This is a genomic window from Mycolicibacterium llatzerense (genome assembly GCF_025331195.1).
GTDB lineage: Bacteria > Actinomycetota > Actinomycetes > Mycobacteriales > Mycobacteriaceae > Mycobacterium > Mycobacterium llatzerense.
In genome coordinates, this window is sequence record NZ_LXOV01000001.1 from 2,388,983 (window position 1) to 2,412,324 (window position 23,342).

The following is a 23,342-nucleotide window of genomic DNA, read 5'->3' on the forward strand; positions in this document are numbered from 1 at the left end:
TTACGTCTGCTGGCGGAACTGACTCCTAGCCGACTGAGCGCTCTGAGCCGGCCCAGAACTGCGCCCGGACGGCCTTCTTGTCGGGCTTGCCGAGGGCGGTCACCGGCACGGCGTCGACGATGACGACCTGCTTCGGCGACTGCACCGAGCCCTTGCGCTCCTTGACCGCGGCCTGAATCTCCGCCGTCATCTTCGCGATGGCCTCGTCGGAGCGGTCGGCGTCCGGACGCAGCACGACGACGGCCGTCACCGCCTCGCCCCACTTCTCGTCGGGGGTGCCGACCACGCAGACCTGCGCGATCGAAGGATGTTCGGCGACAACGTCTTCCACCTCACGCGGGAACACGTTGAAGCCGCCGGTGACGATCATGTCCTTGGTGCGGTCGACGATGAACCAGAAGCCGTCCTCGTCCTCGCGGGCCAGGTCGCCGGTGTGCATCCAACCGTTCTTGAAGGTGTCGGCGGTGGCCTCCGGCAGGTTCCAGTAGCCACCCGACAGCAGCGGACCCGAGACGCAGATCTCACCGACCTCGCCCTGCTTGACGGGCTGGCCGTCGTCGCCGAGCAGCGCGGTCCGCGCGAACAGCGTCGGGCGGCCGCACGAGGTCAGCCGCTTCTCGTCGTGCTCGCCCTTGGCCAGGTAGGTGATCACCATCGGGGCCTCGGACTGGCCGTAGTACTGCGCGAAGATCGGGCCGAACCGGCGGATCGCCTCGGCCAGACGCACCGGGTTCATCGCCGAGGCGCCGTAGTAGACGGTCTCCAGCGACGACAGGTCCCGCGTGTGCGAATCGGGATGGTCCATCAGCGCGTAGATCATCGACGGCACCAGCATGGTCGCGGTGATCTTCTGCTCCTCGATCACCCGCAACACCTCGGCGGGGTCGAACTTCTTGAGCACGATCAGCTCGCCACCCTTGACGATCGTCGGCACGAAGAACGCCGCACCGGCATGCGACAGCGGCGTGCACATCAGGAACCGCGGGTGTTCCGGCCACTCCCATTCGGCCAGCTGAATGGTCGTCATGGTGCTGATGGACTGGGTCGTGCCGATGACGCCCTTGGGCTTGCCGGTGGTGCCGCCGGTGTAGGTCAGCCCGCCGACGTGGTCAGGGGCCAGGTCGGCGGCCTTGAGCGGCTGCGGCTCGTACTTCGCGGCTTCGGCGGCCAGGTCGATGGCCGACCCGGTCAGTGCGTCGGGCACCGGGCCGATGGTCAGGATCTGCTTGAGCGACGGCACCTTCTCCAGCAGCCCGATGGCGCGCTCCACGAACGCCTCGGTGGGGTCGATGATCAGGGTCGTGACACCGGCGTCGCTCAGGACGTAGGCGTGATCGTCCAGCGAACCGAGAGGGTGTAGTGCCGTACGGCGGTAGCCCTGCGTCTGGCTGGCGCCGATGATCATCAGCACCTCGGGCCGGTTGAGGGCCAGCAGGCCGCTGCTCGCACCGGAACCGGCGCCGAGCGCTTCGAATGCCTGAATGTACTGGCTGATGCGGTCGGCGAGCTGGCCGCCGGTCAGCGTGGTGTCGCCGAGGAACAGGACTGGCTTGTCTTTGTTGCGCTTCAACGCGCCAACCGTCAAGTGCCCGGAATGCAGGGGATGGCGAAGCAGCTCGTCACTCATGACCTAAGACTAGAACGTGTTCTAGTCCGTAGGTCAAGCCCCGCGAAATCTGAGATCGAGTGCCGGGTGCTCTGCCGCCCCCTAGCATCCACCTCATGGCCAGCCCTGCCGATCTCGTCATCGCCGGAAACATCCTGACCGTCGACCCGCAGCGACCCACCGCCGAAGCACTTGCCGTCACCGACGGCCGGATCGTGGCCATCGGTTCGCGCGACGACATCCAGCCGTGGATCGGCGCTGACACCGAGGTGCGCGAGGTCGGTGGTTGCGTGCTGCCCGGGTTCGTCGAGGCGCACGGGCATCCGCTGATGGAGGCGGTGGTCCTCGGTGGCCGCATGGTCGACATCCGCCCGGTCACGATGCCCGACGCGGCCGACGTGGTGGCGGCGATCCACGCCGAGGTGGCCGCCCGCGGCGCCGACGGCGCATACCTGAACGGCTGGGACCCGCTGCTGCAGCAGGGCCTTCCGGAGCTGACGCGGGCCTGGCTGGATGCGACGGCGCCCGACGGTCCGCTGGTGATCGTGCACAACTCGGGGCACAAGGCGTACTTCAACTCCGCTGCCGCGCGGGCCGCCGGGCTGACGCGCGACACCCCGGACCCGCACGGTGCCAAGTACGGGCGCGACGCCGACGGTGAACTCGATGGCACCGCGGTGGAAACCGGCGCGGTGTTCCCGCTGGTGACGGGCGTCATGACGCCCGCCGACTACCCGGCACTGCTGCTCGCCGAATGTGCGCGGTTGAACGAGGCCGGCCTGACGACGTGTTCGGAGATGGCGTTCGACCCGATGTTCCGGCCGGTCCTGGACCAGATGCGCGACCAGCTCACCGTGCGGCTGCGCACTTACGAGATGTCCACCGCGGCGCTGCACACCGATGCGTCACCCGACAACGGCGACGACATGGTCCGGCAGGCCGGCATCAAGATCTGGGTCGACGGATCGCCGTGGGTCGGCAACATCGACCTGACCTTCCCGTATCTGGACACCGACGCCACGCGCGCCATCGGCGTGGTGCCCGGATCGTGCGGGCACGCCAACTACACGCGCGAGCAGCTCGCCGAGATCGTCAACACGTTCTTTCCGCAGGGCTGGCAGATGGCCTGCCATGTGCAGGGCGACCACGGTGTCGACACCATCCTGGACATCTATGAAGAGGCCCTGCGGCGCTGGCCGCGCGACGATCACCGGCTGCGGCTCGAGCACGTCGGCGCCATCACCCCGGCGCAGCTCCAGCGCGCCCACGATCTCGGCGTCACGTGCAGCGTGTTCGTCGACCAGATCCACTACTGGGGCGACGTCATCGTCGACGGGCTGTTCGGCCCCGAGCGCGGCGATGTGTGGATGCCGGCCGGGTCCGCGGTGGCCACCGGCATGCGGATCTCGCTGCACAACGATCCACCGGTGACGCCCGAGGAGCCGCTGCGCAACATCAGCGTCGCGGCCACCCGGATCGCGCCCAGCGGACGCGTGCTGGCGCCGCAGGAACGGCTCACCGTCGACCAGGCCATCCGGGCCCAGACCATCGACGCGGCCTGGCAGTTGTTCTCGGACAATGTGATCGGATCGCTGGAAGTCGGCAAGTACGCGGACCTGGTGGTGCTGTCCGCAGACCCGCGCTCGGTAGCGCCCGAAGCCGTCGCCGACCTGGACGTGCTCGCGACTTACCTGGCGGGACAACAAGTGTTTGCCAAATCCGACTGACCGGACGGCGCTACGTGGCAGGCTCAGCGCATGACTGAATTGTCGGCACCCCGATTCCTCGATGAACGTGTTGCCCACTGGGCAGCGACCAAGCCAGACGAAGAAGCGATCACCTATCTCGGCAGGACCTGGACCTGGTCGCAGTGGAACGACCGCGTCCGCCGGCTGGCCGGTGCGCTGTCCGCCTGGGGCATCAAGCGCGGTGACGTGGTGGCGTTCCTGGACAAGAACCACCCGGCCTGCGTCGAGCTGACACTGGCCGCGGCGTCGCTGGGCGCCGCCAACGCCATCATCAATTTCCGGCTGGCCGCCGACGAGCTCGACTTCGTGCTGAACGACTGCGGCGCAAAGGTTCTCATCGTCGGAGCCGAGCTTCGGGCAGCTGTCGACAACATCGCCGACAAGCTGACCGCCGTCGAACACGTCGTCAGCGTGACGCCCGAGGGCGGCGACGGCGACGAGTACGAGGCGCTGCTGGCCGGCGCGTCACCGGTGGGCCGCTCGTCGGACGTGGAGCCGACCGACGTCTGCATCATCATGTACTCCTCGGGCACCACAGGCCGGCCCAAGGGCGTCGCCCTGACCCAGGCCGCCATGATCGCGCACACCATCAACGCGTTCTCCGGCTGGCAGATGACCACGGACGACAAGAATCTGGTGGCGATGCCGCTGTTCCACGTCGGCGGCTCGTCGTACATGCAGTACGGGCTGCACAACGGGGCGCCGAGTTACATGACGCGCGACGCCGATGGGGCGTCGCTCGCCGGTGGCATCCTGGCGGGCGCCAACCGCACATTCCTGGTGCCGGCCGTGCTGGCCAAGGTGCTCGAGACCGGCCCGGACGCGGTGAAGTTGTTCAGCGCCTTGAAGACCTATGCCTATGGGGCGTCGCCGATGCCGCTGCCGCTGCTGCGCCAGGCGTTGCAGGCCTGGCCGGAAACCGAGTTCATCCAGGCCTACGGGTTGACCGAGGTCTGCGGCGTCGTCAGCCGATTGATGCCCGAGGACCACCGCGCCGACAACGAGGAACGGTTGGTCAGCGCCGGTGTGCTGGTGCCCGAGGCTGAGGTGCGGGTGGTCAACCCCGACACCCTCGAAGACGTGGAGCCGGGTGCGCAGGGCGAATTGTGGTTCCGCACACCGACATTGATGAAGGAGTACCTGAACCGGCCGGACGCCACCGCCGAGGCCATCACCGCTGAGGGCTGGTTCCGCACCGGTGACATCGGCCGCGTCGACGTCGACGGCTACATCTTCGTCGAGGACCGGCTCAAGGACATGATCATCTCCGGCGGCGAGAACATCTACTCCATCGAGGTGGAGCGAGTGCTTGCCGAGCACCCCGCGGTGTCCGAGGTTGCGATCATCGGTGTGCCGGACGAGAAGTGGGGCGAGTCCGTGAAAGCCGTCGTGACGCTTGAGGGTTCGGGAGAAGGTGTGTCGGACTCGGATCTCATTGCCTTCGCCCGTGAGCATCTGGCCGCCTACAAGTGCCCGAAGACCGTCGACTTCGTCGACGACATGCCCCGCAATCCCACCGGCAAGATTCTGAAGAAGGAACTCCGCAAGCCGTACTGGGAGGGTCGGGACCGCGCCACCGTGTGAGTCAACGCGTTGCCGACCGGGATGGGTCCGTCGAACGTCAAGCGACGCGGGTGGATTCACTCCTGGCGGCCGGCTGCGCGGCCGACGTTTTCCGCAATCGCGTGAATCGAATGCATCAAGCGTTCTGGCGTAAACGTTTCGGGGTGTTCGAGCAGCAATCTGGCCAGTGCCTCCGCGGTGTCGCGGGTGAGATGTGCGATCAGCTCGACGTCGATACCGTCGGCGCCGATGCGGGCCAATTGATGTTCGAGGGCGGACTCGATCTGCTGCCGCACCCGTTCGCGCCCATCGCGGATGGCTGACAGCACATTGCTCGGCGCGCCTTCGATGGGAAGCAACACCAGCCGGGAAATCTCGGGCTCGTCCGCGACGCTTTCCAGATAGGTGTGCAAGGCGGCGGCCACCGCCCCGGGCATGGTGTCGATCTCGGTGGCGGCGTGGATAGCGTTGGTCACGCGGTCCGATGTGACCTGTTGGGCCCGTTCCATCAGGGCCAGTTGCAGTTCAGCCTGCGAGCCGAAGATCTTGTAGCTCACCGATTTGGCGACGCCGGCCCGTTCGGCGATCCGATCCATCGACGTACCCGGCCAGCCGACCTCCGCGACGAGGCTGAACGCGGCATCAAGGATTTGCTCGCGGCGGACCTCGACGGGCTGGCGTGCGGCATACCGTCTGCGTGGAGTGGAATCCGGATCCGTGGTCGCCATGGACATGAATATACCGGATGGAATATTCTGGTCGGTACATTCATGGCGGCCTGATGAGCGCTGCCGCGAGCCTGAAACAAGGGAGACACCATGGCGACGTTCCGCTGGGAAGGCCTGTCGATCGCATATGACCACGCCGGGTCGGGCGACCCGATCGTTTTTCTGCACAACCTCGGCGGAAACCGCACCATCTGGCAGGCCCAGTTCGACTCGTTGGCCCAGACCAACAGCGTGTACGCCCTGGATTGGCCGGGCTACGGCGACTCCAACGTCCCCGTCGACGGCTACACGATCGAGAACCATCAACGGCTGCTGGCCGCATTCATCGACAGTCACCAGCTTCGCGGACTGACGTTGGTGGGCAATTGTTTCGGCAGTGCGATGGCGTTGATCTACGCGCGCCGCAACCCCCAGGATGTCCGGGCCTTGGTACTGGTGAACCCACTGACGGCCGCTACGCTGCGGCCAACTATGTCGGGCTGGGCCGCCCGGCTACTACGCAAGATTCCACTTGCATCGCTTGGCGGAGTGATCCGTTTGCCTTCCTCGGTGGCCGCGCTCGTGCTCCGCGAGCAGCTCGGGGTCCGGGGCCGGCGCATGAGTGCCGCGACGTTCGCGCCGCTACGCCAGCGCTGGACCAGAACCGGCGCGCTGCGGCCAGTCGCGGCAATCCTGCCCGAGTTGCCCCGGCTGTCCGAACTCGACAGCTTCGAGCCCGACAGCGACTTCCCGCCGATCACCACGATCTGGGGCGCGCAGAATCGCGTGTTGTCCGCCGCGGCAGGTGCACGGCTCAACACCACGCTGTCCCCGCAGAACGCGTTGACCCTCTCCGAGTCGGGGCACCTTGCCATGATGGAAGACCCCGAACCGATCATCCGGGTGATCGAGGCCGCGGCCGGCTCTCGACAGGCCGCGCACTGACAGAATGAGCGGATGCGGCCGGACCTGGATGAACTACTCGAGCGTCTGCACGTCGTCTCGCTGCCGATGCGGGTCCGGTTCCGCGGCATAGACGTTCGTGAAGTCGCGCTGATCGAGGGGCCCTGCGGCTGGGGTGAATTCGGCGCGTTCGTCGAGTACGGCCCGGCCGAGGCAGCGCACTGGCTCGCGTCCGGGATCGAGGCGGCGTACGAATCGTCGCCGGCACCGGTGCGCGACCGTATCCCGATCAACGCCACCGTGCCGGCGGTCGAGGCGGCGCGGGTGCCCGAGGTGCTGGCCCGCTTCCCGGGTGCCCGCACCGCCAAGGTGAAGGTGGCCGAACCGGGCCAGACGTTGGCCGACGACGTGGCACGCGTCGAGGCCGTCCGCGCCCTGGTGCCTGTCGTGCGCGTGGACGCCAACGGTGGTTGGACCGTCGCACAAGCCGTGGCGGCGGCGCATGCACTGACCGCCTCGGGGCCGCTCGAGTACCTGGAACAACCGTGCGCGACGGTGCCGGAACTGGCCGAATTGCGGCGTCTGGTCGACGTGCCGGTGGCGGCCGACGAGTCCATCCGCAAGGCCTCGGACCCGCTGCTCGTCGTGCGTGAGCGCGCGGCGGACGTTGCGGTGGTCAAGGTCGCGCCACTGGGCGGCGTGACGCGACTGTTGGCGGTGGCGGCGGAGATCGACATCCCGATCGTGGTGTCGAGTGCGTTGGATTCCGCGGTCGGCATGACTCGGGGGCTGCTGGCCGCCGGCTGCCTGCCCACGCTGCAACACGCCTGTGGGCTGGGCACCGGCGGGCTGTTCGTCGAAGACGTGGCCGCGATGCCGCCGCCGGTCGACGGCTTCCTGCCCGTCGGCCCGGTGGTGCCTGACCCGGCCAGGCTGACGGGTTTGGCGGCCGCACCCGCACGCCGAGACTGGTGGATCGAGCGAGTCCGGGAGTGCTACCCACTGCTCGGTTAGGCCCGGCCTAACCGAATTCGACGAGCGTGACCGGTGCCCGGAAGCGGGCCAACCCCGGCAACCGGTAGGACTGCCGGGTGACCCACGGCACGATCTTGCCCCGCCCGGCCGGATAGCGCAGTTCGCGCACCGCACGGACACCGGGGATGGCTCGCAACCTCGGGTACTGGTCGGCGGTGAACCAGAAGGGCATCGGGGGCGACGTGTAGTGCTCGCTGAGCCGGAAGCCCCGCCGCTGCGAATGCCGGCTCATGAATCGGGGCACGCTGTCAAAGAGCAACTGGCCCTTGGGGAAACGCTCGGCACATGCCGCGATCAGGTGGAACACGACGTCCGCGGTCAGATACTGGAACAACCCTTCGGCGGTGATCAGCACGCCGTCGACGGCGTCGACGGCGTCCATCCAGGAGTGGTCCAGCGCGGACTGAGCGCACTGCGCCAGCCGGTCAGACGTCGGGAGCAACTGCTGTCGGAGCCGGATGATCGGCTCCAAATCCACTGACAGCCAGGTAATTTCACCGTTGTCGACGCGCCAGAAACTGGTCTGCAGTCCCTCCGCCAAGGCGACGACGGTCGCGCGCGGGTGGCCCGCCACGTAGTCGCGCGTGATGTCATCGAACACCAGCGCCCGCAGCGCGGTGGCCTGATGCGTGCGGCCGAAATGTTGGTAGTCGTAGTCGAGGCCGTCGCGCAGGGCGATCGCCATCGGGTCATCGATGATGCCGTCGGGGCGGGAGGCCTCGGTGGCTCGTTGGTGCAAGGTGAGCAGTGCGGTTTCGGATACGCCGTCGAGATGGCGGGCGTCGATGACTGACATGGCCCCACCGTACGTCCGGCGATATTGCGTCGGCAGCAGCGGCCCCGAGAACCACATTTCCCGAACTACCGCGATACCGGCTGCGGCATAGGAGATTTCGGCCGGTCGGGAACTTTGTCGACGCGGTGCCCGACTAGCTATCAGTGACTGCACCGATTTGGCTGGCGCTACCGCCGGAAGTGCACTCGGCGTTACTGACAGCCGGCCCGGGGCCGGGTTCGTTGCTGGCTGCCGCCGCGCAATGGCAACAGCTGAGCCTGCAATACAGCCAGGCGGCCGCCGAGTTGTCGGCCATCTTGGCCGACGTACATGCGAGTAGTTGGGAGGGGCTCAGCGCTGTTCAGTACGTCGCCGCGCATGTGCCCTACCTGGCCTGGTTGGAGGAGTCTGCCGTGGCGATGGCAGCCACAGCGGTGCAGCATGAGACGGTGGCTGCCGCCTACGGCACCGCTGTTGCGGCCATGCCGACGCTGGTGGAATTGGCGGCCAACCATGTGACGAATGCCGCACTGGTGGCGACGAACTTCTTCGGTCTCAACACAATTCCCATCGCGCTCAACGAGGCCGACTACGCGCGCATGTGGATGCAGGCGGCCGACACCATGATCGTCTACCAGGCGGTGGCCGAGGTGGCCACGGCGGCGGTGCCGTCCGCGCAGCCGGCGCCGAACATCGTCGCGCCCGGTGGGGAAGCCCGGAACCCGCTGTCGAACCCGCCCAGCGCACCGAGCCAACCGCTGAGCGACCTGTGGCAATTCCTCTCGCAGCTCGGTACCACAGGCCAGGTCGACCAATTGCTGGAGAACTTCACGCGCTTCTTCGAGCAGCTGGGTTTCAACCCCGCCACCTCCGCGGTGCTGGCCCTGGTGGCGCTGACGCTCTACGACATGCTCTGGTACCCGTACTACGCCTCCTATTCGCTGCTGCTGGCCCCGTTCTTCGCGCCGGCACTCAGCGCTCTCGCTGCGCTGGCCCTGGTGAAATCGCCGCTGCCGTCAGCCGCGGAACCCGTGCCGGTGCCTGCCGAACGCCCCACCGTCCAGCCTGCGGCCGCCCCGGCGCGTGCCCAGGCCATCCCGCCCGTCCCTGGCATCCAGGTTGGATTGCCGCAGGCCACTGGGCCTTCCGTACCGGCGCCGACCACGACCGGTGCCGGCGGTCCCGCGCCGACCCCCAATGTGGTCTATGCGGTACCCGCGCTGCCACGGCCCGGGGTGGGGCCGGGGCCGGAATCCGACAGCGAATCGCCCGACACCAGCACCGACAGCTTCAGTGCTGCGGCGGTCGCTCGTGCGGTGGCTGTCGCCCGCGACCGGGTCAGGCGGGTGAGCCGACGCCGGCGCGGAGCCCGCGGCTATCGCGACGAACTACCCGACATGACAGCCGATATGGCTGGTACCGGCGACTATTCGCCGGGCTCGCCCGTCATCGCGGCCGGTGCGCACGGTGTCGGTCCGATCGGGCTTGCCGGCGTGGTGACCCCGGCGAGCACCGCACCGACCGGAATGGTGGAGCGGATGTCGGTGGGCGGGAGCCCGTCGGCGCCGCTGCTGCCGGCCACCTGGATCTCCGACGCGGAGGGTCGGCGTGAACCGCGATAGCACGAATTGTCCAGGGGCGCGGAACTTTTCCTCGTGTCCCGGCGACTACATCAATTGAAGGCAGAACATCAATGATCTTCTGCGTTGTGGGGCAACGGATTTCGAAGCCCGCCAGCGCAGTGCAGCAAACTTGGGGGAGGCACGTCGATGACACTCAATGTGCAGGGGCGAGGGCTCGGAGCGCAGGTCGTTGGAATCGACCCAGACAAGCTGAGCAACATCTCGACCGACGAACTCCGCGAAATCGTCTACGAGAACAAGCTTGTCGTCTTGAAGGGACTGCACCTGACGCCGGTGCAGTTCATCGAGCTCGGCCGGATTCTCGGTGAGATCGTCACGTACTACGAGCCCGTGTACCACCACAGCGAGCATCCGGAGATCTTCGTCTCGTCCACCGAGGAGGGCCAGGGTGTGCCGCGCACGGGTGCGTTCTGGCACATCGACTACATGTTCATGCCAGAGCCGTTCGCGTTCTCGATGGTGATGCCGCTGACGGTGCCGGGAGCCGACCGCGGTACGTACTTCATCGACCTCAACAAGGTGTGGGAATCCTTGTCGCCGGCACAGCAGGAGCCGGTGCGGGGGACCTTCAGCACGCACGATCCGCGGCGCCACATCAAGATTCGCCCCGGAGACGTCTACAAGCCGATCGGCGAGGTGTGGGACGAGATCAATCGCACGACGCCACCGATCACGTGGCCGACGGTGATCCGGCACCCGCACACCGGCCAGGAAATCCTCTACATCTGCTCCACCGGCACCAGCAAGATCGAAGACGGCGAAGGCGAGGTGCTCGACCAGTCGATACTGCACGAACTCCTCGCTGCCACGGGCCAGCTCGACGCGGACTTCGCATCTCCGTTCATCCATGCGCAGCACTATGAGGTCGGCGACATCATCTTGTGGGACAACAGGGCGTTGATCCACCGGGCAAAGCACGGCACCGCGGCGGGGACGCTGACGACGTATCGGCTGACCATGCTCGACGGCTTGGCGACCCCGGGGCACGCGGCATGAGCACGACTGAGCTGACCTCGCCCATGGATACTGCGGAATCGGCTGGCACTGAGCAGATTCCGGAAGAACTCCTGGCCAGAGTGCTGGAGCCGTATGCCTACAAAGGTTGCCGGTATCTCACGGACGCGACGTACCGCGCCAGCGGCGATTCGATGTACGCGACCGGGAATTTCAGCATTCCGGAGTCCGTGTACATCCGCAGTACCGGACATTTCAACGCCGTCGAACTGGTGCTGTGCTTCAACCAGCTGGCGTACTCCGCGTTCGCGCCGGCGGTGCGTCACGGCGAGATCGACGGATTTCGGGGCTGGTCCATCGACGACTACTTCGAGAACCAGTTGTCCAGCATGCTGATCCGGTCCACCGCGTCGCGCTACAAGCGACAGATCGATGCGGGCAAGTTCTCCGCCCGGCTGACGTGCGAGGGCATCGAGGTCGTCGAGCGGTCCTGGCGGTACTTGAAAGTCCCTTGCGCCATCGAGTTTTACGATGCCGACGGCGGATCCGCCTTCGGCGAGTTCGAACTCGCGATCCTCAACATCCCGTGAGCACGACGATCACGCAACCACCCACTGTGCTGGGCCGGCTCTTCGCCCAAGCGCGACAGCACCCGCGGGCAATCGCGTTGCGGCGCTGCGACGGCACCAGCGCCGTCGAATACGGGCAACTCGCCGCCCTGGTGACTGGCCTGGCAGCCGAGCTGCACGCGCGCGGGGTATCCCGCGGTTGCCGGGTACTGGTGATGTCCGACAACGGTCCCGAGACCTATGTCGCGGTGCTGGCGTGCGCCCGACTCGGCGCGATCGCCGTGCTGGTGGATCGTGGTGTCCCGAGCGCAACGGTCGCCCGTTTCGGTGAGATCACCAGTCCCAGTGCCATTTTCCTGACCCCGGCAACAGCACCCACGGCGCTGCCGAGCACGCTGCGCACCGTCCCGGTGATCGCGGTCGACTTCGCCGATGGCATTGCCGAGTACACCGAGACCGTGCCCGCCGTCGCCCAACCGGAACTCACCGCCGATGATCCGTTGGCGATGATCTTCACCAGCGGAACCACCGGTGAGCCGAAAGCCGTCCTGCTGCCCAACCGGACCTTCTTCGCCGTCGCCGACATCCTGGCGCGCGAAAATCTGACCTGGATCAGCTGGGTGGCAGGCGAAGCCACCTACTCGCCGTTGCCGGCCAGTCACATCGGCGGACTGTGGTGGATCCTCAACTGCCTGATGCACGGCAGCGAATGTGTCACCGGCGGTGAGAATTCGGCGTCGCTGGCAGAGATTCTCCAGACCAACCGGATCGCCTCGACCTGTTTGGTGCCGACGCTGTTGACGCGCGTGGTGGCGGAGGTGAAGAGCGGCGCGGCGCTGCCGCCGCTGCGGATGATCGGCTACGGCGGCTCGCGTGCCATCGCTGCCGACGTGCAATTCGTCGAGGCCGCAGGCATTCACACGGCGCAGGTCTTCGGTCTGAGCGAAACAGGTTGTACGGCCTTGTGTCTGCCGACGGCACCGGGGTCGATCGCCCGGATCGAGGCGGGCGCGGTCGGGCGGCCGTATCCCGGGGTCGAGGTGCGTCTGGCCGGCGGCGGTGAGTCGGGCATCCTGTGGATCAAATCCCCGGCAAACATGTTGGGGTACTGGAACAATCCCGAACGCACCGGTGACGTGCTGGTCGACGGCTGGGTCAACACGGGCGACATCTTCGACCGTGGTGCCGACGGATACTTCTACATCAAGGGTCGGTCATCGGAGATGATCATCTCCGGCGGCGTCAACGTCGCACCCGACGAGGTGGACCGGATCGCCGAGAGCGTCCCCGGCGTCGACGCGGCAGCGTGCTTCGAGATACCCGATGCCGAATTCGGTGCCCTGATCGGGCTGGCCGTGATCCCCGCCGGTGACCTCGATGACGGCGAGGTTCGCAAGCTCAAGCAAGCGATCGCGGCGCGATATCGGGCCGAGTCGGAGTCGATGGCCAGACCGTCGACCATCACGCTGGTCACCGATATTCCGAGGACGCAGTCCGGCAAGGTGATTCGGGCCGCGCTGGCAGCGGCGGTCCATGGCTGACGACGTCCGCGAACGGGTGCTGGCCGCCGTATCCGACGTGCTGTACATCGACGAATCCGATCTGTTCGACGGCGACGCCACCGATCTGCGAGAACTCGGGCTGGACTCGGTCCGATTCGTCCTCCTGATGAAACGCCTTGGGGTGGATCGGGAATCGGACCTGTTGAAGCGCCTCGCGCAGGATCTGACGATCGAAGGTTGGGCCCGGGAGTTGGAGGGTGTCCGTGACGGCGCCTGACGATGGTCGAATTGAACGGATTCCGCTGAGCATCTCCCAGCAGAACATCTACCACGGGGTGCTGCAGGACCCCGATCCGGCGCTGTACCTGATCGGCAAGAGTTACCGATTCCGGCCGATGCCGCCAGCGGCATTCCTGTCCGCGCTGGAAGCAACCGTGCTGGACAACCCCATCGAGCTGTGCGTCCTGATGCCGCCCCCGGCCGGCGACCGCTACCCCGAATTTGTTGCCCGGCTGCGGTTTCCGGACATCGTTCACGTGCGAGCGCAAGCAGAGCCCGTCGGCGACGCGACCGCGGAGCTGTGGGCAGACGGCGTACTCGAGACACCGCTCGTGCGCTACGTCGTGCACACCGACGTCAGCGGTCAGGTGGTGGGCATGGACGTGCACACCCACCACATCCTGCTCGACGGCGCGGCGACGGCAATCATCGAAGCCGACCTGGCCAGACATCTGGGTGTTCCCGGGCAGCAGCCCAGTCCTGCAATGGCTTTGGACGCAGTCGCCGCGGCGCACCGCAGCGAGAGCGCGCAGGTGGCGCAGGCAACCGAACGCCATGGCGCCGCAGTACATCGTGAGCTGACCGAACAGGCGCTGCGCGGCAATCCCACACCGGGCGCGGCCGGCGCGGCACTCGGCACCGCAGGCCGGGGCGTCTTACGCGAATCACGCCGGGTCACCGGCCGGGCCTACGACGAGATCGTCGCGCTCGCCGAAACCAGGCAGGTTCCGCTGAACATCCTGGTGTCCGCAGCCGCGGTGGCGGTGCATGCGGGCCTGCGTCAGAGCACCGAGGGCCTATTGGTGCATCCGGTGGACAACCGCTTCGGTGCCCCGGAGTTGAGCGTCGCCACCTGCCTGGTGAACTCGGTCGCCCAGCCGGTGCAGTTCCCGCCTTTCGACTCGGTCCGGGACGTGGTGAGCGCGATCGACCGTGGCTACGTCAAGGCGGTGCGCCGCCGGTGGTTTCGTGAAGAACGTTATCGCCGAATGCAACTGGCGATCACCCGCAGCGCGCACGTCGAAGCTCTGACGGTCAATTTCCTGCGCGGCCGGTGCGCGGCGGAACTGCACCCATACCTGTCCGAACCTCCGGTGGTCACCGATATCGGCCCGGTCGAGGGGATGACCGTGGCCTGCGTCCACGATGAAGCCCAGCGCACCATCGACGTCGCCATCTGGACGCGGCTCGATCAACCTGAACGCGCCGACGAGTCGAACATCGCTGATCGCATCGTCGCGGCACTGCGATCAATGGACGCGCACTGGGACGAGCCGCTCGCGTTGACCGTCGGACAGTGGTTCGGGCTCAGGGTCGATGGCCGGCTCGATGCCGGTACCGGGGTGCCCGTGCTGCCGCCAGTCACCGCCCGCGCCTGGTTCCTGGATGTGGATCTGGGGCAGTGCCGGGGTCCCGGCGTCGACCGGTGGATCGCCGAGATCATTGGCGCCGGTGCCGATCCCGGCGACGTACTGGTCTTTGTCGACGACGAGTCCCAGCGCGCGGTGGAGTTCCTGATCGCGTGCCATCTGGCGGGTTGCGGCTACAGCGTCTGTGCGACGCCCGACGACGTGGCCTTGCGGGTCGACGCCATCGCCGAGCATTGTGGTGTCCGCGCACACGCGGTCGACGTCTGCGCGCAACTTCCCGAGTTGGACAGCACGACAAGCCAACTCGTCGAAGACCGCATCGGCCATGTCGCGCAAGACCACCGGCTGGCTTCGAAGCTCGCCTATGTGATGCCGACGTCCGGCTCGACGGGGCAACCCAAACTCGTTCCGGTGACGCACGGTGCGTTGGCCGTCTTCTCTGCCGCGGTCCGGGACGCCTACGGCTGGGGGCCGGCGGACACCGTCCTGCAGTGCGCGCCGCTCACGTCGGACATCAGCGTGGAAGAAGTGTTCGGTGCCCTGGCTTGTGGGGCGCGCGTGGTGCGGTCCGCCGCGATGCGCGCCGGTGACCTGCCGCCGCTGGCCCGCGACGTCGCGGTGCACATCGCGACCATTCTCGATCTGCCCACCGCGGTCTGGCACCTGCTGTGTGAGGACGACGAGACGCTGGTGGCGCTGAGTGGATCAGCACTGCGGCAGGTGATCATCGGCGGCGAGGCCGTCCGGTCCACCGCTGTCGACAAGTGGCTGGATGCCGTTGGGGGCCAGGACATCTCCCTGATCTCGACGTATGGTCCGACCGAGACCACTGTGGTCGTCACCCAATTGCCGATCGCTGCCGATGAACCCGACCAGACCCGGGCCAGGCTCGGGCACCCGCTGGTAGCCGGCTCGGTGTTCGTCGGTTTCGGTGAAGTCGTCGTGGTGGGGGAGTTGGTATCGGCCGGCTATCTCGGCCAGGACGGCACGAGTTTCGGCGCGGTGCAGGCTCCCGACGGCTCCCGGTACCGGGCATTCGCCACCGGCGACCGGGTGACCACAGACAGCGCCGGCTACCCGGTGCTGGCCGGGCGTCGCGACGCGGTGGTCAAGATCGCCGGCAAGCGCTTCGACATCGCCGAGCTGCTGCGCCGGTTGTCTGCTGACCCCGGGGTTTCCGACGTTGCGGTGGAACTCGCCGGAAACGGTTTGGGTATCTGGTTCCAGACCCCAAAGACCTGTGCCGGACAAGACGATCGGGTAGCCGCCGATCGAATCCGCAGCATCGCGAGAGCGCTCGGGGTACCGGCGTTCCTGGTGGTCGGCGTCCCGGCCATCCCGAGGCAGCCCAACGGCAAAGTGGACCGCGCGAAACTGACTGAGGCAATTGAGATTGCGCCTGACGACGCCGATCGGGATCCGCGGGCCACCGCCCTGGCCGAGCTGTGGAGCCGGAAGCTGGGGCGCGCCATTCGGCCGGACGGGTCGCTGTTGGACGCGGGTATCGGTTCGCTCGACCTGATTCGCATCCTGCCCGACACCCGGCGATTCCTGGATTGGCAGCTGTCCATTCTCGATCTGATCAGCGCTGACACCGCTGCCAATGTGGTCGGTTCCCGGCCTGACATCGATGCCTGGATGGACGCCGAGACGGCGGCCGAGATCGCGCACGATCTGTCCGCGACGCAGCAGCCGGGGCACGGCTCGGCCCCCGCCTGTCGGCGCCCAATCGGTGATGGCGCACCGACCGTTGTGGTCCTCGGGGCGTCGGGAATTATGGGAACCGGGTTCGCCCGGGCGGTTCTCGACCGCAAACAGTCCGGGCAACATTGTCCTGACGTGGTATTCGTCGCGAGGTCGTCACTGCCGGAACATGACCCGTGGTCCGTCCTGCGATCAGTGAACGGCGTCGACATCGTGCACAAACCAGACGGCTTCGGCGCCGCTGAACTCGGCGCCCTACTGGACGACGTCGGTGCCGGCACCGTGGTGAACTGCATCGGCAACACCAACGTGTTGGTGCCCTACCGCCGGCTGCGAGCGGCCAACGTGTCTGCGGTGGCGTCGATCGCCGAAGCGTGTGCGCGGCGCGGCACCAGGTTGGTCCAGCTGTCGACATTCGTCGTCAATGCCGATGTGACGGCGGCCCGCGTGACCGACCCCCGCTGCGCGCCGTACCCCTACGCCGCCTCGAAGTCGTTGGCGGAGTTGATCGTTTCACGCACTCCGGGCGAACTGGACTTCACGGTCGTGCGGCTGCCGAGGGTGCTCGGCGACGCCCACCAACTCGAGCGATCCTCCGACATCCTGGTCGCGATTCTCGATGCCTGCACCGCATTGGGTGCGTGCCCGGTGGTGCCCTTGACCGAAGAGGTCACCACCGCCGTGGCCGCCGCACACGGCATTCTCGGGCTCATACCCGAGCTGTCGCCGGCCGCCGACCTGGGACGCGGCCTGACGGTACTGCGCGGCGAAATAGTGCCCTACACAGAGTTTCTCAGCGGCTTCGGGTTCGACGCCATCGATATCGCGCAGTGGAAAGACCGGCTGGACCGCAGCGCGTGGGCGGCCAGAAATCCGTCGCGGTGGGCGGTGATCGATGCGTGGATCGGGCTGGGGAGCAGGTTGCGGGGCCGGACGTATGCCGACTATCTGGCCGAATATCCCACTGTCGACGTCGATTTCGCATCCATCGCGGAATGCACCAGCACGCCGCAGTCGCTTCGCGGTGTCCTGGCACCCGACCGCACCCAGATTGTCAGGAACTGATGGGCGCCGCCCGGCGACTGATCAGGAAAGGGCGCCACGCGCGCCAGATTGTGAGGAATCGACGTTGACTGATGTGACCGAACCGCGGCACGAGGCGCCGGCCACCGGCGCCATCTATCTCGACATCACCGGAATGTCGTGTGGCATGTGTTCCCGGCGGGTGCAGAAATCACTCAACAAGGTCGACGGGGTGCGCGCGTCGGTCAGCTTCGCCACGAAGACCGCCACCATCGAGACCGACGGTGGCATCAGCGCGGCCGAGCTGTGCGACGTCGTGGTGGCAGCGGGCTACGGCGCCGCTCCGCGCGCCGCCGCCCCCGACAGCTCGGCGCCAGGACCGCTGCAACGGCTCGTCGGCGGGATCCTCGGCCGGACTTCATCCAGCTGACCGGTTTGTCCTAATTTGTGGGCCCCGTGGCGTAGACGCCACGGGGGTGGCGGCGCACCATGGGATGCGTGACGCGATCTGTGGTGCTCCTCGGCTTTCGCGGGGTGCAGGCCCTCGACGTCGTCGGCCCGTTCGACGTGTTCACGGGAGCCACGCTGCAGCTGGCCGCGATGGGACGCGGGGACGAGGGTTACGCGCCGGTCCTGACCGCGGCCGACGGCGGCCCCGTCTCCACCCTGACCGGCCTCGAGTTCGTCGCGAAGCCGCCACCGGACCCGAACGAGCCGATCGACACCATCGTGCTGCCCGGCGGCATGGGAGTCGACCAGGCCCGGGTGAACCCCGCCGTCATCGACTGGATCCGCATCGCCGCACCGCACGCGCGCCGGATCGTCAGCGTCTGCAACGGCGCGTTCCTGGCCGCGGAGGCCGGCCTGCTCGACGGCTGCGCGGCGACCACCCACTGGGCCTCGGCGGACCAGCTGGCCCGCGAATTTCCGCGCATCGCAGTCGATGCCGATCCGATCTTCGTCCGCAGCTCTGAGCAGATGTGGACCGCGGCCGGCGTCACCGCGGGCATCGATCTGGCGCTGGCCCTCGTCGAAGACGACTACGGCACCGACGTCGCCCAGAATGTGGCCCGCTGGCTGGTGCTGTACCTGCGCCGGCCCGGCGGGCAGACGCAGTTCGCGCCGCCGGTCTGGATGCCCCGTGCCAAGCGCGAGCCGATCCGCGACGTGCAGGAGCTCATCGAATCCGAACCCGCCGGCGCGCACAGTGTTCCGGAGCTGGCGCGCGCCGCGGCGATGAGCCCGCGGCACTTCACCCGCACCTTCACCGCCGAGGTGGGGGAGCCGCCCGCGGCCTACGTCGAGCGGGTCCGCACCGATGCGGCCCGTCGGCAACTCACCGAGACCGACGACACCGTCACCGCCATCGCGGCTCGCTGCGGATTCGGCAGCGCCGAGACGCTGCGCCGCAGTTTCGTTCGCCGCGTTGGCGTTTCGCCGGACCAGTACCGCAAAACCTTCGCCTAGAGGAGAGATCATGCAGGTTGCCATCGTGCTGTACCCGGGGTTCACGGCCCTCGACTTCATCGGGCCCTACGAGTCGTTGCGCTGGCTGCCCGACACCGAGGTCCGCTTCGTCTGGCACGAGCCCGGTCCCATCGCCGCGGACTCCGGTGTGCTGTTGGTGGGTGCCACCCATTCCTTCGACGAGACCCCGTCGCCCGACATCATCTTGATCCCGGGCGGGTTCAGCACCATGGAGCACGCCCGCGACGAGAAGGTGCTCGACTGGGTCCGGCGGGCCCACCAGAGCTCCACCTGGACGGCGTCGGTCTGCTCGGGGTCGGTGATCCTGGCCTCCGCGGGTCTGCTCACCGGCAAACGCGCGACGTCGCACTGGGCGGCAGTGCAGCTGCTGCGTACGTTCGGCGTCGAACCCGTCACCGACGAGCGGATCGTGCCGGCCGGAGAGCACATCGTCACGTGTGCGGGGGTGTCCGCCGGCATCGACCTCGGCCTGTGGCTGGCCGGCCAGATCGCCGGCGAAGACAAGGCCAAGGCCATCCAGCTGTCCATGGAATATGACCCGCAGCCGCCGTTCGACTCCGGGCACATGTCGAAGGCATCGGCCGCCACCAAGGCCAGCGCGACGGCCCTGATGTCGCGTGAGCTGCTCAAACCCGTACAGCTCAAGGCCACCACGGCGCTGTTGTGGGACCAGGCCCTCAAGCGAGTCCGTTCCCGCCGCTGACCGCGGGATTTGTGCACGATTTTCTGCGCCGACCGCGGAAAATCGTGCACAAATCACGGGTCCAGTAACCTCGGCCGGGTGAATCTGGCATTCGACGACCGCGGCGGTACCGGCGAGCCGGTGCTGTTCATCGCAGGCCGAGGCGGCGCGGGCCGCACCTGGCACCTGCACCAGGTGCCGGCGTTCCAGCGGGCCGGCTTCCGCTGCATCACCTTCGACAACCGCGGCATCGGCGCCACCGAGAACGCCATCGGCTTCTCCACCGACCAGGCGGTCGCCGACACGGCCTCGCTGATCAACAAGGTCGTCGGCGGCCCGGTGCGCGTCGTCGGAGTCTCGATGGGGTCGTTCATCGCCCAGGAGCTCATGGTCGCGCGGCCCGAGCTGGTGTCCTCAGCGGTGCTGATGGCCACGCGTGGCCGCGAGGACCGGGCCCGCACCTTCTTCCGCGAAGCCGAGCGGGCGTTGCTGGCCGCGGGTATCGAGCTCCCGCCCGAGGTGGACGCGAAAAACCGCCTGCTGGAGAACTTTTCACCCAAGACCCTGAACGACGACCGCGCCGTGCAGGACTGGATCGAGATGTTCACCATGTGGCCGACCAAGGCCACCCCGGGCCTGCGCGCCCAACTCGCCGTCGCACCGGAAACCAACCGGCTGCCGGCCTACCGGCAGATCGCGGTGCCCGTTCAGGTGATCGGGTTCGCCGACGACGTCGTGCTGCCGCCGCACCTGTCCAAGGAGGTGGCCGACGCCATCCCGCTGGGCCGCTACCTGGAGATCCCCGACGCCGGCCACCTCGGCTTCATCGAACGTCCCGATGTGGTGAACGCCGCCGCGCTGGAGTTCTTCGCTGCCAACCCGACGTCGGCGGGTCCGACTGGTTAGGCCCTGTGACACGCTGTAGCAATGAACCCGTCGACGATTCAGGCGCGGGTCGTCGTCGACGAATTGATTCGCGGCGGCGTCCGCGACGTGGTGCTGTGCCCCGGCTCGCGTAACGCGCCACTGGCATTCGCGCTGGCCGACGCCGACCGGGCCGGCCGCTTGCGGCTGCACGTCCGCATCGACGAGCGCACCGCCGGCTACCTGGCCGTCGGCCTGGCGGTCTCCGAGGGCGCGCCGGTCTGCATCGCGATGACGTCGGGCACCGCGGTGGCCAACCTCGGTCCGGCGGTGATCGAGGCGAACTACGCCCGCGTCCCGCTGATCGTGCTGAGCGCCAACCGGCCGTATGAACTGCTCGGCACCGGCGCCAACCAGACCATGGAACAGCTGGGCTATTTCGGCAATCAGGTGCGGGCGACCATCAGCCTCGGGCTGGCCGAGCCGACGGCCGACGTGGCCGCGAGCAACGCTCAGTGGCGCTCGGCGACATGTCGAGTTCTGGTGGCGGCCAAGGGTTCTCGCACTGCCAATGCCGGCCCGGTGCAGTTCGACATCCCGCTGCGGGAACCGCTGGTGCCCGACGACGAGAACGAGGTGCCGCACGGCGCCCCGTACTGCCCTGAAGGCCGCCCCGACGGCCGGCCATGGACCTACACCCCGCCGGTCACGTTCGACCAGCCGCTCGAGATCGACCTGACCGCCGACACCCTCGTCATCGCCGGTCATGGTGCGGGCCGCCACGAGAACCTGGCGCACCTGCCGACCGTCGCCGAACCGACCGCACCGCCGGCCGACAACCCGGTGCACCCGCTGGCCCTGTCACTGGTCAGGCCACAGCAGGTGATCATGCTGGGCCGGCCCACCCTGCACCGGCCGGTGTCGGCGCTGCTCGCGGACCCGTCGGTGCCCGTCTACGCCCTGACCACCGGGCCGCGCTGGCCGGATGTGTCCGGCAATTCGCAGGCCACCGGCACCCGGGCCATCACCTCCGGGACGCCGGACCCGGACTGGCTCCGCCGCTGCGCCGAAGCCAACGCCCGCGCCGAGCACGCGGTGCGCGACCAGCTCGCGGCCTACGAACTGACCACCGGCCTGCACGTGGCGGCCGCGGTCGCCGACGGCCTGCAGCCCGGCGATCAACTGGTGCTCGGCGCCTCCAACCCGGTGCGTGACGCCGCGCTCGTCGGGCTGAACTCGCACCACATCTCGGTGCGGTCCAACCGCGGCGTCGCCGGGATCGACGGCACCGTGTCCACCGCCATCGGCGCCGCACTGGCCCACACCAAAGGCCGGACCGTCGCGCTCATCGGCGACCTGACCTTCGTGCACGACAGCTCGGGTCTGCTGATCGGCCCCACCGAGCCGACACCGAAGGCGCTGACCATCGTCGTCTCCAACGACAACGGCGGCGGCATCTTCGAGCTGCTGGAGCAGGGCGATCCCCGGTTCTCCGACGTGTCGTCGCGCATCTTCGGCACCCCGCACGACGTCGACATCGCGGCCCTGTGCCGGGCGTACCACGTCGAGTGCCGGCAGGTGGAGGCCGACGGACTGGCCGCCGCGCTGCGCGAACCCTTCGAGGGCATGCGCGTGCTTGAGGTCAAGGCGGACCGGTCCACCCTGCGGTCGCTGCACGCTTCGATACGGGCGGCGATCAAGGGCGCCCATTGAATTGGGCGGGCCTGCGGTGCCGGGCCAATACCTTGTGGGACAAGCTGATTCCGCTGCTCGTCGGCAGCGGCGAGGAGACCCGGTCGCAGCGCACCATCCGCCGGATCCGGATCGGCATCGTCATCGTGGCGTGCCTGGTGACCCTGCAATCGGTGCTGCTGGTGCTCGGTGCCTGGCGTAACGATCAGCAGATCGAGCACAACATGGGCACCGCGGCCGCCGAGGTGCTCTCGGCCGGCCCGCGGCGCTCCACCATCGAATTCGTGACGCCCGACCGCGTCACCTACCGTCCCGAGCTCGGCGTGCTGTACCCGTCTGAGCTGGAGACCGGGATGCGCATCTACGTCGAATACGACCGCAGCAACCCGGATCTGGTGCGAGTGCAGAACCGCAACGCGTCGCTCGCCGTCATCCCCGCCGGATCGATCGCCGTGGTGGGCTGGCTGGTCGCCGGGGTCCTGCTCGGCCTCGTGACGCTCGTACAGCGCCGGCTGGGTTAGGTGGTCCGCTGACCTCCGGTCAGCTTGGCCAGCCACCCGGCCTCCTGGATGTCGACCACGGCATCGGCGCTGAGGTCGTACACCGTGGGCGTGCCGGCGTCACCGTCGCGGATCGCTTGCAGCCGGGTCTCGTTGGTCAGTGTCATCTCGTCGGTGTCGACGGCGTGTTCGCCGGACTGGATGGTCGCCACGGCCTCGGCGCTGACGCCGGAGTCGGCGGCCCAGCCCGCGAGCTGACCGTCGGACGGCGCCGAACCCCCGGGGCTCTGGTGCCCCCACAATGACGCGACGTACGCCTGCAGTGCCGGCGCCGAGGTGCCGTGCGCCGCGGCCAGGAACATCGCGTTGGCCACCTTGGCCGAATAGCCGTACCCGGTGTCCAAGAAGGTCACCGGGCGGTAGGTCACGGTCAGCAGCCCGAGGGCGATCAGGCCCTTCATCTCCGGTCCGTCGGTGTCCTGCAGGTGCGCACAGTGCGTGCACTGCGGCTCGGTGTACACCTCGATCTGCGCGGGGGCGTCGGGCCGGCCCGCGATGATGCCGAAGCCGTCCGCGGTGAGGGAGACGCCCGGCACATCCGGGTCCTGCAACGCCGATCCGGTGATGGTGCGGCCGCAGCCGGTGAGTGCCAGCACGGTGGCCAATACGAGGATCAGCCGAGGTAGACGCATGCTGACCCCTTTCTCACCTCGGTGCGACAGACGATACCGGTGG

At 67.9% G+C, this 23,342-nt stretch carries 20 protein-coding genes; 16 read left to right on the forward strand and 4 right to left on the reverse strand.

Annotated features, from left to right (window positions below):
- Positions 1-25: 25 nt before the first annotated feature.
- Complete coding sequence (gene fadD8 / locus A7G45_RS11810; RefSeq protein WP_043401469.1) at positions 26-1,627, reverse strand: fatty-acid--CoA ligase FadD8; 1,602 nt, start codon at positions 1,625-1,627, stop codon at positions 26-28.
- A gap of 95 nt (positions 1,628-1,722) precedes the next feature.
- Here fadD8 and A7G45_RS11815 point away from each other — a divergent pair, with 95 nt between their 5' ends.
- A complete protein-coding gene (locus A7G45_RS11815) occupies positions 1,723-3,333 on the forward strand; it encodes an amidohydrolase (RefSeq protein WP_260937096.1) in 1,611 nt (536 codons plus the stop codon).
- A gap of 30 nt (positions 3,334-3,363) precedes the next feature.
- Positions 3,364-4,938 (forward strand): long-chain-fatty-acid--CoA ligase, encoded by a 1,575-nt coding sequence (locus tag A7G45_RS11820; protein ID WP_260937099.1) that lies wholly within the window; start codon positions 3,364-3,366, stop codon positions 4,936-4,938.
- A 56-nt stretch (positions 4,939-4,994) separates the two neighbouring features.
- Here A7G45_RS11820 and A7G45_RS11825 read toward each other — a convergent pair whose 3' ends face one another.
- Positions 4,995-5,651 (reverse strand): TetR/AcrR family transcriptional regulator, encoded by a 657-nt coding sequence (locus A7G45_RS11825; protein WP_071285784.1) that lies wholly within the window; start codon positions 5,649-5,651, stop codon positions 4,995-4,997.
- Positions 5,652-5,735: 84 nt separating this feature from the next.
- Here A7G45_RS11825 and A7G45_RS11830 point away from each other — a divergent pair, with 84 nt between their 5' ends.
- Both A7G45_RS11830 and A7G45_RS11835 read left to right on the forward strand, forming a co-directional pair.
- Positions 5,736-6,569: an alpha/beta fold hydrolase gene (locus A7G45_RS11830; RefSeq protein WP_260937106.1), complete on the forward strand. Its 834-nt coding sequence runs from the start codon at positions 5,736-5,738 to the stop codon at positions 6,567-6,569.
- A gap of 12 nt (positions 6,570-6,581) precedes the next feature.
- Complete coding sequence (locus tag A7G45_RS11835; RefSeq protein ID WP_260937109.1) at positions 6,582-7,541, forward strand: o-succinylbenzoate synthase; 960 nt, start codon at positions 6,582-6,584, stop codon at positions 7,539-7,541.
- 7 nt (positions 7,542-7,548) lie between these two features.
- On the opposite strand, the gene A7G45_RS11840 is transcribed toward A7G45_RS11835, so the two are convergent.
- A complete protein-coding gene (locus A7G45_RS11840) occupies positions 7,549-8,358 on the reverse strand; it encodes a class I SAM-dependent methyltransferase (protein WP_260937113.1) in 810 nt (269 codons plus the stop codon).
- A gap of 143 nt (positions 8,359-8,501) precedes the next feature.
- On the opposite strand from A7G45_RS11840, the gene A7G45_RS11845 reads away from it, so the two are divergent.
- The 12 genes from A7G45_RS11845 (at position 8,502) to A7G45_RS11900 (ending at position 22,628) form a co-directional block, all read left to right on the forward strand.
- Positions 8,502-9,959 (forward strand): PPE family protein, encoded by a 1,458-nt coding sequence (locus A7G45_RS11845; protein WP_377042035.1) that lies wholly within the window; start codon positions 8,502-8,504, stop codon positions 9,957-9,959.
- A gap of 147 nt (positions 9,960-10,106) precedes the next feature.
- Positions 10,107-10,976 (forward strand): (3R)-3-[(carboxymethyl)amino]fatty acid oxygenase/decarboxylase, encoded by an 870-nt coding sequence (gene scoE, locus A7G45_RS11850; RefSeq protein ID WP_260937116.1) that lies wholly within the window; start codon positions 10,107-10,109, stop codon positions 10,974-10,976.
- Positions 10,973-11,524: an FcoT family thioesterase gene (locus tag A7G45_RS11855; RefSeq protein WP_260937119.1), complete on the forward strand. Its 552-nt coding sequence runs from the start codon at positions 10,973-10,975 to the stop codon at positions 11,522-11,524. Before scoE ends, A7G45_RS11855 begins: the two co-directional genes overlap by 4 nt.
- Before the next feature lie 26 nt (positions 11,525-11,550).
- Complete coding sequence (gene fadD10 / locus A7G45_RS11860) at positions 11,551-13,044, forward strand: fatty acid--CoA ligase FadD10 (protein WP_260938127.1); 1,494 nt, start codon at positions 11,551-11,553, stop codon at positions 13,042-13,044.
- Complete coding sequence (locus A7G45_RS11865) at positions 13,037-13,282, forward strand: acyl carrier protein (protein ID WP_260937121.1); 246 nt, start codon at positions 13,037-13,039, stop codon at positions 13,280-13,282. Before fadD10 ends, A7G45_RS11865 begins: the two co-directional genes overlap by 8 nt.
- Entirely contained in the window at positions 13,269-17,423 is a 4,155-nt protein-coding gene (locus tag A7G45_RS11870; RefSeq protein ID WP_260937124.1) for an AMP-binding protein, read from the forward strand. Before A7G45_RS11865 ends, A7G45_RS11870 begins: the two co-directional genes overlap by 14 nt.
- Before the next feature lie 73 nt (positions 17,424-17,496).
- Positions 17,497-17,811, forward strand: a complete 315-nt coding sequence (locus A7G45_RS11875) for a heavy-metal-associated domain-containing protein (RefSeq protein ID WP_260938128.1) — start codon at positions 17,497-17,499, stop codon at positions 17,809-17,811.
- Positions 17,812-17,870: 59 nt separating this feature from the next.
- Positions 17,871-18,848: a GlxA family transcriptional regulator gene (locus A7G45_RS11880; protein WP_260937126.1), complete on the forward strand. Its 978-nt coding sequence runs from the start codon at positions 17,871-17,873 to the stop codon at positions 18,846-18,848.
- Positions 18,849-18,858: 10 nt separating this feature from the next.
- Positions 18,859-19,572: a DJ-1/PfpI family protein gene (locus A7G45_RS11885; protein WP_043401491.1), complete on the forward strand. Its 714-nt coding sequence runs from the start codon at positions 18,859-18,861 to the stop codon at positions 19,570-19,572.
- A 78-nt stretch (positions 19,573-19,650) separates the two neighbouring features.
- Entirely contained in the window at positions 19,651-20,457 is an 807-nt protein-coding gene (locus A7G45_RS11890; RefSeq protein WP_043984919.1) for an alpha/beta fold hydrolase, read from the forward strand.
- A 21-nt stretch (positions 20,458-20,478) separates the two neighbouring features.
- Positions 20,479-22,128: a 2-succinyl-5-enolpyruvyl-6-hydroxy-3-cyclohexene-1-carboxylic-acid synthase gene (gene menD, locus A7G45_RS11895; RefSeq protein WP_260937133.1), complete on the forward strand. Its 1,650-nt coding sequence runs from the start codon at positions 20,479-20,481 to the stop codon at positions 22,126-22,128.
- Positions 22,125-22,628: a DUF3592 domain-containing protein gene (locus tag A7G45_RS11900; protein WP_377042034.1), complete on the forward strand. Its 504-nt coding sequence runs from the start codon at positions 22,125-22,127 to the stop codon at positions 22,626-22,628. Before menD ends, A7G45_RS11900 begins: the two co-directional genes overlap by 4 nt.
- On the opposite strand, the gene A7G45_RS11905 is transcribed toward A7G45_RS11900, so the two are convergent.
- Complete coding sequence (locus A7G45_RS11905) at positions 22,625-23,299, reverse strand: DsbA family protein (RefSeq protein ID WP_260937137.1); 675 nt, start codon at positions 23,297-23,299, stop codon at positions 22,625-22,627. The two genes, A7G45_RS11900 and A7G45_RS11905, sit on opposite strands and share 4 nt — an antisense overlap.
- Positions 23,300-23,342 lie beyond the last annotated feature (43 nt).

Bases quoted from the DNA above. Each gene is read 5' to 3' on its own strand.
- fadD8 (WP_043401469.1), bottom strand. From the start codon at position 1,627: ATGAGTGACGAGCTGCTTCGCCATCCCCTGCATTCCGGGCACTTGACG.
- A7G45_RS11815 (WP_260937096.1), top strand. From the start codon at position 1,723: ATGGCCAGCCCTGCCGATCTCGTCATCGCCGGAAACATCCTGACCGTC.
- A7G45_RS11820 (WP_260937099.1), top strand. From the start codon at position 3,364: ATGACTGAATTGTCGGCACCCCGATTCCTCGATGAACGTGTTGCCCAC.
- A7G45_RS11825 (WP_071285784.1), bottom strand. From the start codon at position 5,651: ATGTCCATGGCGACCACGGATCCGGATTCCACTCCACGCAGACGGTAT.
- A7G45_RS11830 (WP_260937106.1), top strand. From the start codon at position 5,736: ATGGCGACGTTCCGCTGGGAAGGCCTGTCGATCGCATATGACCACGCC.
- A7G45_RS11835 (WP_260937109.1), top strand. From the start codon at position 6,582: ATGCGGCCGGACCTGGATGAACTACTCGAGCGTCTGCACGTCGTCTCG.
- A7G45_RS11840 (WP_260937113.1), bottom strand. From the start codon at position 8,358: ATGTCAGTCATCGACGCCCGCCATCTCGACGGCGTATCCGAAACCGCA.
- scoE (WP_260937116.1), top strand. From the start codon at position 10,107: ATGACACTCAATGTGCAGGGGCGAGGGCTCGGAGCGCAGGTCGTTGGA.
- A7G45_RS11855 (WP_260937119.1), top strand. From the start codon at position 10,973: ATGAGCACGACTGAGCTGACCTCGCCCATGGATACTGCGGAATCGGCT.
- A7G45_RS11865 (WP_260937121.1), top strand. From the start codon at position 13,037: ATGGCTGACGACGTCCGCGAACGGGTGCTGGCCGCCGTATCCGACGTG.
- A7G45_RS11880 (WP_260937126.1), top strand. From the start codon at position 17,871: ATGGGATGCGTGACGCGATCTGTGGTGCTCCTCGGCTTTCGCGGGGTG.
- A7G45_RS11885 (WP_043401491.1), top strand. From the start codon at position 18,859: ATGCAGGTTGCCATCGTGCTGTACCCGGGGTTCACGGCCCTCGACTTC.
- menD (WP_260937133.1), top strand. From the start codon at position 20,479: ATGAACCCGTCGACGATTCAGGCGCGGGTCGTCGTCGACGAATTGATT.
- A7G45_RS11905 (WP_260937137.1), bottom strand. From the start codon at position 23,299: ATGCGTCTACCTCGGCTGATCCTCGTATTGGCCACCGTGCTGGCACTC.